Genomic DNA, 14,311 nt, shown 5'->3' on the forward strand with positions numbered 1-14,311 from the left:
TCACTGGCCCCACCGGATCGACCCCGACCTACCGCACCCAGGCGACCCTGCACCGCCCGGACACAGCAGTGGCGGCGTGGCATCACCTGCCACGCCGCCACTGTGCTGCCGAGCGGGTCGAACTACTCCTGCTCGAATCTCTTCTTGAAGCGGTCTTCCATTCGCGACGAGAATCCGCCACTCTTGCGCCCGCCTCGGGGCTTACCGCGATCGGCACGGCCGGTCTCACCTTGCGTGGTCGAGCCACCACGTGAGGACTGTCCGGACTTGCTCTTTCCTCCACCCCACAGGAGGAGGACTCCGGCACCGAACATGACGATGAAGCCGATCAGGCTGATGACGGGAAAACCGCCCGGCTTGATCGGAAGGGCGACGCCGGCAATGAGCAGGACCAGCCCCAGAACGAACAGGGCCACCGCCTGCAATCGACGACGACTCGATGCCGCACGCATGCGACCGCCTCGCACAGTGGAGGCGAACTTGGGATCCTCGGCGTAGAGAGCGCTCTCGATCTGGTCGAGCATGCGCTGCTCGTGCTCGGAGAGTGGCACGGTACCTCCCCCGGCACTGGAGTGTTGGCCACCGCCTCACGGTGCGAGACGGTGGGTAACCGACTTTGGCGGCTACCTAGATTTAATAATACGAGCAGTTCGATCCCCGTACCACCTACTCCACGTACGAGTTCGACACCAACCTTACGGACTCCCGCACCGAACCCCGTTCGGGGCACCGCAATGTCGCGGACGCCTCACCGTTTTCCCGCCGTTTGCGGCCCACAGCCCGGGCTACGACGCCCGCAGATCGAGACCTGCGCCACGTCCGATGTGATCTTCGACGTGCTGGAGAAAGCGTCCGACCTCGACAAAGAACTCGTCCGCCTCGAGATCGGTGAGGGTACGCGACATTCCCGCCTCGATCGCGGCGCGGGTGGCCGAGTGCCCGGCGAAGTAGTCGGCCCAGTTCACGAATTCCGGCGCCGCGGCGGCCATGAGAACCCAGGCGTTACGCGTTCGTGTCCGTCTGCTCCCCGCCGCAGGCCCCTCGACGGCGGCCAGCACTGCGCCCGCGCCGCGGAGCGCGGCCAGATACGCACTGTGGAATCGATCCGCCGGCCCACCGGCCCCCACCGATTGGGCGAGGAGCGCGTCGGCGCGATCGAGCAGCGTCGAACCCCGCCTGGAGCCCGGGTTGCGTATGCCACCCGGTCGGCGCGAGTTCCCAGAGGCCGGTCCCGTGACCGGGTTCGTCATCACTTCGAACACCTCCAAAACCCCGGTGCAACCACCCCGCCGGGCGTAGTCGGTTCGTGAGTTCGGGGGCCGGCGATGCTCGCTTCCCTCGAGCATCGCCGGATCCCCGCTATCGAACATCCGTTCGACCTATTCAATATAGCTGGACCCACCGACACGTCGTCAAGAGAAAGGTGAGACCGGTCGACACGAACGCTGACCAGACTCCACTCGTGGTCGAACTCACGGCCACCGAGTTCCGCGACCGCCTGCACGAGGCGCTGTCGATCTACGTCGCCGCCATGGGCTATCCCCACGGCACCGAATACCACCGGGCGCCGATGTGGAACGAGCACCTGCAGCGATCGGGGTGGCGTGGCGTCGGCGCGCTCGTCCCGGCCGGTGACGGATCCGCCGACACCGCGGCCGCCCGTCTCGTCGCCGTCGCCTACGGCTACCGCGGGGCACCCGAACAGTGGTGGCATCAGCAGGTCCGTTCCGGTCTGCGCCACACCGGGTGGACCCGGGACCAGATCGACGTGATCCTCGGCAACTACTTCGAACTCACCGAACTCCACGTCCACCCGGACGCCCAGGGACATCGGCTCGGCGAGACCCTGCTCCTCCGCCTCCTCGACCACAGGCCCGAACGCGGCGTGCTGCTCTCCACCCCGGAAGTGGCGGACGAGGACAACCGCGCATGGCGGCTGTATCGCCGCCTCGGCTTCAGAGATGTCCTGCGCCACTTCCGATTCGCCGGGGACAACCGGCCGTTCGCCGTACTGGGACGCGGGCTTCCCCTGTGATCGACGCGGTGGTGGTGGGATCGGGACACAACGCCCTCGTGTCGGCGTGCTACCTCGCGCGGTCCGGATGGTCGGTCGAAGTGATCGAACGCGACACCGTCATCGGTGGCGCGGTGTCCACCGTCGAACGCTTCCCCGGGTACAAGGTCGACCGCGGGTCGTCCGCGCACATCATGGTCCGTCACACGGGGATCGTCGAGGAACTCGACCTCGGCGCGCACGGCCTGCGGTACCTCGACTGCGATCCGTGGGCGTTCGCCCCCGCCCCCGCGGGGTCGGATCGGCCGGGGATCGTGTTCCGCCGCAGCCTGGACGCGACGTGCCGGTCCATCGAGGAGTCCTGCGGCGCCGCGGACGCCGACGCGTACCGCCGGTTCGTGGCGGTGTGGGGTCCGCGCAGCGCACGTGTCATGCGCGCGTTCTCGAATCCGCCGACCGGGCCCGCGCTCCTCTCGTCGTTCTGGGGGCTCGACACGGGCGGCGGCGGCAGCGACCTCTCCCGGCAGTTCCTCGGTTCCGGCGACGCGCTGCTCGACGAGTACTTCGACGACGAACGCCTCAAGGCCGCCCTCGCATGGTTCGGCGCCCAGTCCGGTCCGCCGATGTCGGAGCCGGGGACGGCGCCGATGGTCGGATTCGCCGCCCTGCTGCACACCATTCCGCCCGGCCGTGCCGTCGGCGGCAGCGGAGCCCTGACCGCCGCTCTCGCCGCGAAGCTGCGCGCCGACTCCGGGACCGTCTCGCTCGGCGACTCGGTGGTCTCGCTGAGCCGCGACGGCGACTCCTGGACGACGCGGACGGCGTCCGGACGGGAGAACCGCTCACGTGCGGTGATCGCGGGCTGTCACGTGCTGACCACGCTCGGCCTGCTCGAGCGCGGTGGGTACGACGCGCTGACCCTCGACCGGTGGCGTCGCCGGATCCGCGTGGGCCCGGGGATCGGGATGGTCGTGCGGCTGGCCACCGACGCCCTCCCCGCCTATCCGAGTGCGCCCGACGCGTCGGTCACCCACGGGCTGCAGTTGCTGGTCTCGGATCGCGCACACCTGCGGCTCGCGCACGGCGCGGCACTCGCCGGGGAACTCCCGCCGCGGCCCGCGGTGCTGGGAATGAGCTTCAGCGGCCTCGACCCCACCATCGCACCCGAGGGCAGGCACCAGGTGACCCTGTGGTCGCAGTGGCAGCCGTACCGGCTCACCGGCGGCCGGCGCTGGAGCGACCTCGCCGGACCGGAGGCCGATCGGATCGTCGCGGAGATCGACGCGCTGGCACCCGGTTTCGGTGAGTCCGTCCTCGACCGGCACGTGCAGTCGCCGCAGGACCTCGAAGACGAGATGGGGTTGCTCGGCGGCAACGTCATGCACGTGGAGATGTCGCTGGACCAGATGATGATGTGGCGTCCGCTCCCCGAACTGTCCGGACACCGGGTGCCGGGGGCCGGCCGCCTGTACCTCACCGGCGCCTCGACCCATCCGGGTGGCGGGGTGTCCGGCGCGAGTGGCCGCAGCGCTGCACGCATCGCGCTCCACGACGACCGGCGGGGTCTGGGACGCCTGCGGCGCAGGCGATGACCTCCCGCCTGCCCCTGCTGCTCGCGGGCGCGGCGATCGCGGCGCAGATCGTCTACCCGCTGGTGCACGGCGGGATCCGTGACGTCGTCACCGTCCTCGTCGTCGCGCTGCTCGCCGCGGCGTCCGTCACCCACGCGGCCGCGACCCGGGGTGCCCGCTGGACGGTGGGACTGGTGCTCGTGACCGCGGGGCTCGGTCTGTGCTCCGAGATCGTCGGCACGGCCACCGGCTTCCCCTACGGCTGCTACGACTACAGCGTCGGGCGGCTCGGGCCTGCACTCGCGGGGGTGCCTCTGGTGGTGCCGTTCGCCTGGACGGCCGGGTTCTATCCGGTGTGGTGCGTGGCGTCCGTGCTCGCGCGCGGCCCGTACCGACGGCTGACGCGCATCGCACTGACGACGATCGGTGTCGTCGGCTGGGACCTGTACCTCGACCCGCAGATGGTCGCGGACGGGCAGTGGCACTGGTGTGTCACCGACGCCGGCCTGCCCGGTGTCGAACACATTCCGCTGACCAACTACGCCGGGTGGTTCGTCGTCGCCGCCGTGATGGCCGTCGCCGTGGACCGGATCGACCGTCGTCTGGACGCCGGGACCCGGCACCGTGACGGTGTCCCGATCGGGTTGTTCCTGTGGACGTGGCTCGGTTCGGCGCTGGCACACTCGGTCTTCCTCGGCGCCCCCGAGTTGCGGTATTCGGCGATCTACGGGTGGTTGGCGATGGGAATCCTGGGAGTTCCCCTGCTCGTGTCGCTGCTTCGGCCGCGCGCCCGGCGACCCCGGACCCACGACACGCACCCTCACGCCTGACACCGATCCACTCCCCTGGCACGATACGACTGTGCAGCCGCCCTCAGTTCCGACCTCCACCCGCTCGCGGAGGGCCTTGTCCCTCGCGGCCCTCGGCCTCCTTCTCGTGCCCCTCCTCGCGGGATGCCTGCGGGTTCAGGTGTCGATGGGGGTGTCCGCCGACGACCGGGTCTCCGGTCAGATCGTCGCGGCCGCCGTGCCGGCGAACGATCAGGACAAGGGCCCGCAACTCACTCCGCCCGACTCGCTGTCGGGCAAGGTGCGCGTCCAGGAGTACAAGAAGGACGGGTACGTCGGCAGCCAGGCGTTCTTCAGCGACCTCACGTTCGGCGACGTGCAACAGCTCGGCTCCATGTCGGAGCAGGCCAACGGAAGTTTTCAGATCTCGCTCAAGCGGACCGGCGACCTCGTGACCCTCGACGGGAAGGCCGATCTCGGTTCGGTACCCGCCCAAGGCACGGACGTGCAGTTCACGATTGCTTTTCCGGCGCGCGTCGCCACCACCAACGGCACCCGGGAGGGCGACTCCATCGTGTCGTGGAAACTTCCCGCCGGCGACACCTCGACGATCCGCGCCGAGGTGCGGTACTCGGACCCCAGCACCCGCAGCTTCGCGGGCTGGGCGGGCATCATGGCCGGCGTGACGCTGGGCGTCGCCGTGATCGTCGGTGCGCTGGCCTGGATGGCCCGCAACAAGGATCCGGTGATCGGCAGCGGTCGCGCACGGGACCACTCGGAGGTGTGACCTCTCCGCCGATCGAGTGGGTCGTGCGGATCGGCTCCCTGATCTCGGTTCTCGGTCTCGTCACGGCCGGCGCCAACCTCGTCCGCGCCCCACGGCTCCCCACGGCGACCCGCCCGGTCACCGAACCCGTCACGGTCTGCATTCCGGCCCGGGACGAGCGTGACCGGTTGCCCGACCTGATCGGCGACCTGCGAGAGCAGCGAGGCGTCGGCGACCTGCGGGTGTTCGTCTACGACGACGCCTCCACGGACGGGACGGCCGAGGTCGCGGAGGCCGCGAGCGGCGCGGACCCCCGCTTCTCCGTGGTGCGGGGAACCGCGGAACCGCCGCCGGGCTGGGTGGGCAAACCCGCGGCCTGCCATCGGGTGAGTGAGCACGCCTTCGCGCAGGGCCGCGGTGACGGCGGGATACTCGTGTTCCTCGACGCCGACGTGCGGTTGCGTCCGGACGCCCTGACTGCCGCCTGCGCCGTGCTGCGCGAGTCCGAGGCAGCGCTGGTCTGCCCGTGGCCGTTCCAGCAGGCGGGGTCGGTGACCGAGGTCCTGGTGCAGCCGCTGCTCGCGTGGTCGTGGGCGGCGACACTGCCGATCCGCCTGGCCAACCGGTCGCGGCGCCCGTCGACGGCCGTGGCCTGCGGACAGTTCATGGTCTTCGATTCCGCCGGGTACCGCGGGGTCGGGGGCCACCGGGCCGTCGCGGACAGCGTGACCGAGGACCTCGACATCGCACGGCTGCTCCGTACGCGGGGTCGTGCGAGCACACTGGTCGTGGCCGGCCGGTCGGCGTCGTGCCGGATGTACGAGGACGCCGACGCGCTGCGCCGCGGTTACGACCGCTGGCTGTGGACGGCATTCAGCTCCCGCCTCGGCGCCGCCGCGGTGCTCGGTGCGGCAAGCGTGGCGTACCTCGTGCCGCCGGTCGCGTTCGCGGCCGGACGGGGACGCGTGCGCGGGTGGGGTGCGGTGGGGTATCTCGCCGCCACGGCGTCCCGGCTGTGCGCCCGCGCACTGGAACGTCAGGGCCGCCTCACCGCCGCCGACGTCGCCGGCGCGGTCGCGCACCCGCTGTCCGTCGCCGCGGTGACGGCCCTGACTGTGTCGTCACACCGCAATCATCGACGCGGGCGCACCCGATGGAAGGGGCGGACGCTCAGCTGACCCGAGCCGGGGTGACCGGGGTGGGATCCGCCACACCCGAACCGACCTTGTCGCCGAGCCGGGCCAGCACCTCGCTGGTGGCGCGCGCGAAGTTGAGGGTGATGAAGTGCAGGCCGGGCGCACCCTCGGCGATGAGACGTTCGCTCATCTCGGTGGCGACGTCGATGCCGATCTCGCGCACGGCGGCGCGGTTCTCCTCGGGACCGTCCCCGGCGGCCGTGGCCAGACGCTTCTCGAGGTGCGCCGGGAGACGCGACCCCGACAGTTCGAGCACGCGGCGGACCGACCGCAGCGACGTGATCGGCATGATCTCGGGGATGATCGGCTTGGCCCCCTGCTCGGGGTCGTACGCCGAAACCCGGTCGCGCAGGCGCAGGTAGTCGTCGACGTCGAAGAACATCTGGGTGATCGAGTACTCGGCGCCGGCCCGCAGCTTCGACACCAGGTACCGGGTGTCGTGCGCGAGATCGGGCGCGCGGTAGTGGCCTTCGGGGAACGATGCGACGCCGACGTGGAAGTCGCCGAGGTCGCGGACGAGCCGGACGAGGTCCTCGGCGTACTCGACGCCGTCCGGATGCTTCTCCCACTCGCCCAGCGGGTCGCCGGGCGGGTCGCCACGCAGAACCAGGATGTTGCTGATTCCGCGGTCGGCGTAGGCGCCGACCATCGACCGCAGTTCGTCGACACTGTGCGACACGGCAGTGAGGTGCGCGACCGGCAGGAGGGTGGTCTCCTCGGCGAGCTGGCCGGTGACGCGGACCGTGCGGTCCCGCGTCGACCCGCCCGCACCGTAGGTCATGGACACGAAGGCCGGACCCAGCCGCTCGAACTCCCGCACCGCACGCCACAGACGAGCCTCGGCGGCCTCGTCACGCGGCGGCGAGAACTCGACGGAAAAGGGGACCCGGCCGTCGCTGGACGACCGGATCCGGTCGACGATGGACGGAGTGCGGGTCACCCAACCTTCGCTGGCCCGCCCCCTGACGGAATCGAATGTCACCCGTCCAGCATAGGTAGTGCCCAGGGCAATGCACCCACTGCGTCTACACGGGGCGGCGGGATCCGGGTATCCGGCCACCCGGGAGGGCGCCCACTATGGTGGTGTCGACGCCTGTCGCCGGTCTCGGCGCGCACGCGAGAATTCGATCCTGGAGGCAACACTGTCCGTTGGAACGCGCCCCGCCGCCCTCGCGGCCGAGGTCGAAAATGCGCTTCGCGACTTCTTCACCAGCCGGCAGGTCCTCGTCGACTCCGTGGGCGGTGGTTACCGCGAGGCCGTGACCACCCTCGAAGACTTCGTCCTGCGCGGAGGCAAGCGGGTCCGTCCCGCCTTCGCGTGGACCGGCTGGCTCGGGGCGGGCGGCGACCCTCGCGGCCCCGAGGCCGGACCCGTGCTCCGCGCCTGCTCCGCGCTGGAACTTGTTCAGGCCTGCGCACTGGTCCACGACGACATCATCGACGCGTCCACGACGCGCCGCGGGTTCCCCACCGTCCACGTCGAATTCGCGGAACAGCATCGTGCGGGGGCGTGGAGCGGTGATTCCGCTCACTTCGGCGAGGGCGTCGCGATCCTGCTCGGCGATCTCGCGCTGGCCTGGGCCGACGACATGATCCGCGAATCGGGCATCACCGCGGACGCGTCGGCCCGCATCTCCCCCGTCTGGTCCGCGATGCGCACCGAGGTGCTCGGCGGGCAGTTCCTCGACATCAGCAACGAGGCCCGGGCGGACGAATCGATCGACGCCGCCATGAAGGTGAATCGGTACAAGACGGCGGCGTACACCATCGAGCGGCCCCTGCACCTCGGTGCGGCGCTCGCAGGCGCCGACGAGACCCTGGTCTCGGCGTACCGCCGTTTCGGCACCGACATCGGTATCGCCTTCCAGCTCCGCGACGACCTGCTCGGCGTATTCGGCGATCCGGCCGTGACGGGCAAGCCTTCGGGCGACGACCTGCGGGCGGGCAAGCGCACCGTCCTGTTCGCGATGTCGCTGCAGCGCGCCGACGCCGAAGACCCGGCGGCGGCCGAACTCCTCCGCGAGGGCATCGGCACCGATCTGTCCGATTCGGACGTGGACACCCTCCGGGCCACGATCACGTCGCTCGGCGCGGTCGCGGACGTGGAGAAACAGATCGAGAAACTCGTCGGGAACGCGCTGTCGACGCTGGCGGCGAGCACCGCCACCGCGGAGGCGAGGCAGCAGCTCACCGAGATGGCCGTCGCCGCGACGCGCCGTGACTACTGAGGGTCCGGGATGGCCCGCGCGCTCCGGACGGTTCCCGGCCGCACCGATCACGTCGTGGTCGTCGGTGCCGGCCTCGCCGGTCTCTCGGCCGCTCTGCACCTCGCCGGATCGGGCCGGCGCGTCACCGTCCTCGAACGGGAGTCGTCACCGGGCGGCCGGGTGGGCACCTACCGTGGTCCCGGCTACGACATCGACAACGGTGCCACCGTCCTCACGATGCCCGAACTGGTCGGCGAGGCCCTGGCCGCCGTCGGCGCGGATTTCGAGTCCACCAGTCCGGCGCTCGTCCTCGAGCGGCTGGCACCGGCGTATCACGCGCGGTTCGCCGACGGTTCCTCGCTGGACGTGCACTCCGATCCCGAGGCGATGGTCGCCGAGGTCAGCCGGGTGTGCGGGCCGGAGGAATCGGCCAGGTACCTGCGGCTGCGGCGCTGGCTCGGCCGGATCTTCGACGCCGAGTACCACCGTTTCATGGACGCGAACTTCGACTCGCCGCTCGATCTCGTCTCGTCCCCCGCGGCCGCGCGGGATCTGCTGACGCTCACGGCCCTGGGCGGGTTCGGCAGGCTCGGAGCCCGGGTCGACCGCACGATCACCGATCCGAGACTCCGCCGGATCTTCACGTTCCAGGCCCTGTACGCCGGGGTCGCTCCCGCCGACGCCCTCGCGGTGTACGGCGCGATCGCCCACATGGACACCTCGCTCGGCGTCTACTTCCCCCGCGGCGGGATGCGCTCGATCGCGCTCGCCCTCGCCGACGCCCTCACCACCGCGGGCGGTGAGATCCGGTTCGACACCGAGGTCGCGGCGCTCGAGCGAAGCGGCGACCGCGTCGGCACCGTCGTCACGGCGACGGGTGACCGCATCGACTGCGACGCGCTGGTACTCACCGCGGACACCGCCGTCGTCGACGCACTGCTCCGCCCGGTGACACGCCGGACGCCCCGCCGGGTGCGGGTGTCACCGTCCGCCGTGGTCCTGCACGGGACCGTCCCGACCGCGGTCGCGTCGCAGTGGGCCGCCCAACGGCACCACACCATCGACTTCGGTCATGCGTGGAAGCGGACGTTCGCGGAGATCACCGCCCGCGCGGGGCGCGGACGGCTCATGACGGACCCGTCGCTGCTGATCACCCGGCCCGCCTTGTCGGATCCGGGCCTCGCCGTGGACCGGGCGGGCATTCCGTCGGAACCGCTGTCAGTGCTGGCGCCCTGCCCGAACCTGCACAGCGCACCGCTGGAGTGGTCGTCGCTGACCGGCCCGTACGTGAACGAACTGCTGCGCGAACTCGAGACGCGCGGGTACAGCGGAATCGCGGAGCATTTCACGATCGACCACGTCGACACCCCCCTCACCTGGCTCGGCAAGGGCATGGCGGCGGGCAGTCCGTTCGCGGCGGCGCACGTGTTCCGGCAGACCGGACCGTTCCGGCGGCCCAACCTGGTCAGGGGGCTGGACAACGTCGTGCTCGCCGGTTCCGGCACCGTCCCGGGGGTCGGAGTTCCGACCGTCCTGCTGTCGGGGAAGCTCGCGGCCGCGCGCATCACCGGGCCCACCGCAGCACGAAGTGCGAAGAGACCCACCGCAGCACGAAGTGCAGAAAGACACACGAAAGCATCCAGTGCGGGAGGATAGGGCGAGGCGTGGCGGGAACTGGTGCCGGCAGCAATTAAACTGGTTCCTCGACCATGCGATGCGCACGACGACGAGCGCACCGACCGCAACCGAACTCACCTCGGGGGAGGAATCTGCACTCATGACGTCCTCTGCCCGGCAGGCGACCATCGCCGCTGCGACGCCCACACCGCAGCGGTCGTGGCCCCAGACCACGGCCGACTTCCTCCGCAGCCCGGAGGGGCACGCCGCCATCCTCGGTTTCGCGGGCGCCGTGATGATCACGTTCGGTGGTTTCGGTGCGGGCAGCGTCCGCCGCGAGGACCCGCTCCTGGAGGCGATGCACCTGTCGTGGCTCCGGTTCGGTCACGGTCAGATCCTGTCGACGGTCATCGTGTGGGTGGGTGTCGTCGCGATGATCACGGCCTGGGTGCGGCTGGGCCGCGCCACGCTCGGCGGCGACGTCACCCTCCGGCAGTTGCGGATGGTCGTCCCGGTGTGGACGGCGCCGCTGCTGCTGGCCGTGCCGATGTTCAGCCGGGACGCCTACTCCTACCTGGCGCAGGGTGCGCTCCTGCGTGACGGGTTCGACCCCTACGCCGTCGGGCCGGTGGTCAACCCGGGCGTGCTCCTCGACAACGTCAGCAACGTGTGGACCACCACCACGGCGCCGTACGGTCCGCTGTTCCTGCTCCTCAGTCAGGGGATCACGGGGCTGACCGGCGACAACGTGATCGCCGGGACGATGCTTCTTCGCGTGACGATGCTGCCCGGACTCGCGCTCATGGTGTGGGGAGTCCCGCACCTCGCGCGTCACCTCGGCGGTAATCCGGCGATCGCCCTGTGGCTCGCCGTGCTCAATCCTTTGGTTCTCGTCCACCTCATCGGCGGTGTCCACAACGAACTGCTGATGGTCGGCCTGATGATCGCCGGCATCGCGCTCGTCCTCGAACGTCACCATCTCGCCGGGATCGCCCTCGTGGCGGTCGCGGTCGCGATCAAGGCGACCGCAGGCGCCGCGCTGCCCTTCATGGTCTGGATCTGGATGCTCCACGAGAGGGAGAAGGCCGAGGCGGAAGGGCGCACACCCGCGTCGCCGCTCGCGTCGTTCGCGAAGACCGCGGGCGCGGGATTCGCCGTGTTCGTGGCCGTCTTCGCGGCCGCGTCCGCCGTCGCCGGTGTCGGGCTCGGCTGGATGACCGCGCTGTCCGGGTCGAACAAGATCATCAACTGGTTGTCGCTGCCGACGATCCTCGCCCACATCGTGACCGTCGGAACGTCGTGGTTCGCGGAGCTGCGGCTGGGTGAGGTGCTGGCCATCACCCGCCCGATCTGCGCGGTCGCCCTGGTCGCGATCGTGCTGGCGGCCTGGTGGCGCTACCGGAAGACCGAGCGTGAGGCGATTCTCGGAATTCTCATCGTCCTGGTCGCGATCGTGATCCTGTCGCCCGCGGCACTGCCCTGGTACTACTCGTGGCCGATCGCCATCGCGGCCGGCTTCGCGTTGTCGACGCGGACCCTGATGATCCTCGTCGGGTTGTCCACCTGGTTGATGCTGGTCTTCCAGCCCGACGGCTCGATCGGTCTCTACACGTTCGCGCACGTCGTGCTCGCGACGTTCGCCGCAGTCGTCGCGGCGGTTTCGCTCCGCACGGTCGATCCGCTGCGGCTGCGCGCACCCCGGCCCCTCGAGGAAGAGCGCATCTCCGGCCTCGCAGGTGCTGCGACGTCGTCCCGCGTCGAATGACCGGTCGATGACCGAGCTGGCCGACAGTTACCGGTTCTGCGGCGCGGTGACGGCGGAGCACGGTCGCACCTACCATCTCGCGACCCGGTTGCTTCCCGAGCGCCGCCGGGCCGCTGTGCATTCCCTCTACGGGTTCGCCCGCACGGTCGACGACATCGTGGACGTCGATCCCGGTCGGACGGCCGGCGACTGCGCCGCCGAACTCGATCGGATCGACGCGGCACTGCGACTCGGCTTCACCGACCGGAACGCGGTCGGGCCGGCTGCGTGCGCACCGGAGATGCAGCGGGTCCTTCCCGCGTTCCTCGACACCGTGGCTTCGTTCGACATCCCCCACGACTACTTCTTCGCGTTCCTGGAGTCCATGCGGATGGATGTTCCGGGAACCGCGGAGCATCGGGCCGAGTACGGCACCATGACCGAACTCCGGACCTACATGTACGGATCGGCCGTCGTGATCGGGTTGCAGATGCTGCCCGTCCTCGGAACCACCGGGCCCGCCGCCGATGCCGAACCGCACGCTGCGGCTCTCGGTGAGGCGTTCCAGCTGACCAATTTCCTTCGCGACGTCGGCGAGGACCTGGATCGGGGCCGGGTCTACCTCCCGGCCGACGAATTGGCCGCGTTCGGTGTCGACACCGAACTCCTCGCGCACAGTCGTCGCAGCGGCACGACGGACCAGCGGATCGTGCGGGCCCTCGCCCACCTGATCTCGATCACCCGTTCCGTGTACCGGGACGCGGAACCGGGCATCGCGATGCTGGACCGACGGGTGCAACCCGGGATCCGGACCGCATTCGTGCTGTATTCCCGCATTCTCGACGAGATCGAGCGAGGCGGTTACCGGGTTCTCGACCGGCGCGCCACCGTGTCCCGGAGACACCGGTGGGCGACGGCGCTGCCTCAGTTCGCCCGGCTCGCGGTGCCGGCCCGTGGCCGAGCGTGGTGACCGGCGGTCAGAATCCCATCGCCTGAGCGCGGCGGATCACTTCGCGGGCGAGGTCGCCGTGCAGGGCCTGGACGGGTGCGCCGGGGAGGCTGTCGTCCTCACGGAACAGCCACTGCAGGATTTCCTCGTCCTTGAATCCGCCGTCGTGCAGCACGGCGATGAGACCGGGCAGCCACTTGACCGTCTCGCCGGTCTCGTCGAAGAAGAGTTCGGGAACACCGAGGACGCCGTCGCGTCGGACGGCGATCAACTGCTGATCGCGCAGAAGCTGCTGCACACGGGTGACGGCCACACCGAGGTTCTTCGCGACGTCCACCAACTGGAGGAGCGAGACGGAAGGGTCCAGGACATCGTCACAGTAAGGGATGGCACTCACTCCCCTAACGTTATCTGGTCGCTTCCTGCGTGGCGCTACCGGTCGGTGTCGCTGGCTACGATTGAGGGGCGCGTGGCCGGGCCGCGCGCACTGACGGGGGAACGGACACTGTGCACGATGGAGGTCAACGTTTGATCGGCGAGCTGCTCGACCGGCGCTATCGGGTGGATGCCACGATCGCGCGTGGCGGCATGTCCACCGTCTACCGGGGGCTCGACACGCGTCTCGACCGTCCGGTGGCCATCAAGGTGATGGATCCGCAGTTCGCGGCCGACCCGGCGTTCGTCGCCCGGTTCGAGTTCGAGGCCCGCTCGGTCGCACGACTCAAGCACCCGTCGCTGGTCGCGGTCTACGACCAGGGGCACGACCGCGAGCACGCGTTCCTGGTGATGGAACTCGTCGACGGCGGAACGCTCCGCGAGCTGCTCCGGGAACGCGGGCCGATGCCGCCGCACGCGGTGGCCGCGGTCGCGGGCCCGGTTCTCGACGCGCTCGCCGTCGCCCACCGGGCCGGTCTCGTGCACCGCGACATCAAACCCGAGAACATCCTGATCTCCGACGGCGGTGAGGTGAAGATCGCCGACTTCGGTCTGGTGCGGGCCGCCGCCGCGTCGACCACCACGTCGAACAGTGTGATTCTGGGCACGGCGGCATACCTGTCGCCGGAGCAGGTGACGTCCGGGATCGCGGACACCCGCAGCGACGTCTACTCCACCGGTGTCCTGCTGTTCGAACTCCTCACCGGACGGACCCCGTTCACCGGGGACACGTCGTTGTCCGTCGCCTATCAGCGGATCAACCAGGACGTTCCGAGGCCGGGTTCGTACATCGCGGGCGTCCCGCCCGAGTTCGACGAACTCGTCGCGGAGGCCACCCACCGGGAACCGTCGCACCGCTTCGCCAACGCCGAGCAGATGGGCTCGGCCCTGCGCGGCATCGCGGCGGCGCTCGACCTGCCCGCCTATCGGGTGCCCGCCCCGCGACGCTCGGCGCAGCACCTGAGCGCCGCGGCCGCCGCGAGCGCGCCGCCCCTGAGCGCGCCGCCGGGCCCCGCCGCACCGC

13 protein-coding genes and 1 pseudogene are annotated in these 14,311 nt (G+C 70.3%); 10 read left to right on the forward strand and 4 right to left on the reverse strand.

What is annotated here, in order from left to right; all coding sequences use genetic code 11:
• Window positions 1-122 precede the first annotated feature (122 nt).
• Window positions 123-551: pseudogene (locus G9373_RS42720) on the reverse strand (DUF3040 domain-containing protein); the annotation flags it as partial.
• A 234-nt stretch (window positions 552-785) separates the two neighbouring features.
• Complete coding sequence (locus G9373_RS42725; RefSeq protein WP_240961073.1) at window positions 786-1,250, reverse strand: SAV_6107 family HEPN domain-containing protein; 465 nt, start codon at window positions 1,248-1,250, stop codon at window positions 786-788.
• Window positions 1,251-1,498: 248 nt separating this feature from the next.
• On the opposite strand from G9373_RS42725, the gene G9373_RS42730 reads away from it, so the two are divergent.
• The 5 genes from G9373_RS42730 (at window position 1,499) to G9373_RS42750 (ending at window position 6,317) form a co-directional block, all read left to right on the forward strand.
• Window positions 1,499-2,035 (forward strand): GNAT family N-acetyltransferase, encoded by a 537-nt coding sequence (locus G9373_RS42730; protein ID WP_240961074.1) that lies wholly within the window; start codon window positions 1,499-1,501, stop codon window positions 2,033-2,035.
• Complete coding sequence (locus G9373_RS42735) at window positions 1,930-3,606, forward strand: NAD(P)/FAD-dependent oxidoreductase (RefSeq protein ID WP_206033749.1); 1,677 nt, start codon at window positions 1,930-1,932, stop codon at window positions 3,604-3,606. The genes G9373_RS42730 and G9373_RS42735 overlap by 106 nt, the downstream gene beginning before the upstream one ends.
• Window positions 3,603-4,415, forward strand: coding sequence for a carotenoid biosynthesis protein (locus tag G9373_RS42740; RefSeq protein ID WP_064080812.1), 813 nt, complete (start codon window positions 3,603-3,605; stop codon window positions 4,413-4,415). The genes G9373_RS42735 and G9373_RS42740 overlap by 4 nt, the downstream gene beginning before the upstream one ends.
• Window positions 4,416-4,491: 76 nt before the next feature.
• A complete protein-coding gene (locus G9373_RS42745; protein WP_005260180.1) occupies window positions 4,492-5,160 on the forward strand; it encodes a hypothetical protein in 669 nt (222 codons plus the stop codon).
• A gap of 38 nt (window positions 5,161-5,198) precedes the next feature.
• Window positions 5,199-6,317 (forward strand): glycosyltransferase family 2 protein, encoded by a 1,119-nt coding sequence (locus G9373_RS42750; RefSeq protein WP_206033760.1) that lies wholly within the window; start codon window positions 5,199-5,201, stop codon window positions 6,315-6,317.
• Here the strand turns inward: G9373_RS42750 and metF are convergent.
• A complete protein-coding gene (metF, locus tag G9373_RS42755) occupies window positions 6,310-7,341 on the reverse strand; it encodes a methylenetetrahydrofolate reductase [NAD(P)H] (RefSeq protein ID WP_206033762.1) in 1,032 nt (343 codons plus the stop codon). The two genes, G9373_RS42750 and metF, sit on opposite strands and share 8 nt — an antisense overlap.
• Window positions 7,342-7,345: 4 nt before the next feature.
• On the opposite strand from metF, the gene G9373_RS42760 reads away from it, so the two are divergent.
• The 4 genes from G9373_RS42760 (at window position 7,346) to G9373_RS42775 (ending at window position 12,873) form a co-directional block, all read left to right on the forward strand.
• A complete protein-coding gene (locus tag G9373_RS42760; RefSeq protein WP_206033751.1) occupies window positions 7,346-8,563 on the forward strand; it encodes a polyprenyl synthetase family protein in 1,218 nt (405 codons plus the stop codon).
• Window positions 8,564-8,572: 9 nt separating this feature from the next.
• Entirely contained in the window at window positions 8,573-10,198 is a 1,626-nt protein-coding gene (gene crtI / locus G9373_RS42765) for a phytoene desaturase family protein (protein WP_167120920.1), read from the forward strand.
• Between the two features lie 121 nt (window positions 10,199-10,319).
• Window positions 10,320-11,924, forward strand: a complete 1,605-nt coding sequence (locus tag G9373_RS42770) for an alpha-(1->6)-mannopyranosyltransferase A (protein WP_167120922.1) — start codon at window positions 10,320-10,322, stop codon at window positions 11,922-11,924.
• Between the two features lie 7 nt (window positions 11,925-11,931).
• Window positions 11,932-12,873: a phytoene/squalene synthase family protein gene (locus G9373_RS42775; protein WP_005260169.1), complete on the forward strand. Its 942-nt coding sequence runs from the start codon at window positions 11,932-11,934 to the stop codon at window positions 12,871-12,873.
• Window positions 12,874-12,880: 7 nt separating this feature from the next.
• On the opposite strand, the gene G9373_RS42780 is transcribed toward G9373_RS42775, so the two are convergent.
• Entirely contained in the window at window positions 12,881-13,219 is a 339-nt protein-coding gene (locus G9373_RS42780; protein ID WP_206033764.1) for an Rv2175c family DNA-binding protein, read from the reverse strand.
• A 161-nt stretch (window positions 13,220-13,380) separates the two neighbouring features.
• Here G9373_RS42780 and G9373_RS42785 point away from each other — a divergent pair.
• Window positions 13,381-14,311 (forward strand): protein kinase (locus G9373_RS42785; protein WP_167120924.1); only part of this gene is annotated, 931 nt, incomplete at its 3' end.

This window comes from Rhodococcus sp. A14 (assembly GCF_011603105.1).
Classification (GTDB): Bacteria; Actinomycetota; Actinomycetes; order Mycobacteriales; family Mycobacteriaceae; genus Rhodococcus_F; species Rhodococcus_F opacus.

What these genes read in the sequence shown, in the direction of transcription:
- G9373_RS42740 (WP_064080812.1), top strand. Translation starts at nt 3,603, where the DNA reads ATGACCTCCCGCCTGCCCCTGCTGCTCGCGGGCGCGGCGATCGCGGCG.
- G9373_RS42775 (WP_005260169.1), top strand. Translation starts at nt 11,932, where the DNA reads ATGACCGAGCTGGCCGACAGTTACCGGTTCTGCGGCGCGGTGACGGCG.
- crtI (WP_167120920.1), top strand. Translation starts at nt 8,573, where the DNA reads ATGGCCCGCGCGCTCCGGACGGTTCCCGGCCGCACCGATCACGTCGTG.
- G9373_RS42770 (WP_167120922.1), top strand. Translation starts at nt 10,320, where the DNA reads ATGACGTCCTCTGCCCGGCAGGCGACCATCGCCGCTGCGACGCCCACA.
- G9373_RS42735 (WP_206033749.1), top strand. Translation starts at nt 1,930, where the DNA reads ATGGCGGCTGTATCGCCGCCTCGGCTTCAGAGATGTCCTGCGCCACTT.
- G9373_RS42760 (WP_206033751.1), top strand. Translation starts at nt 7,346, where the DNA reads ATGCACCCACTGCGTCTACACGGGGCGGCGGGATCCGGGTATCCGGCC.
- G9373_RS42725 (WP_240961073.1), bottom strand. Translation starts at nt 1,250, where the DNA reads ATGACGAACCCGGTCACGGGACCGGCCTCTGGGAACTCGCGCCGACCG.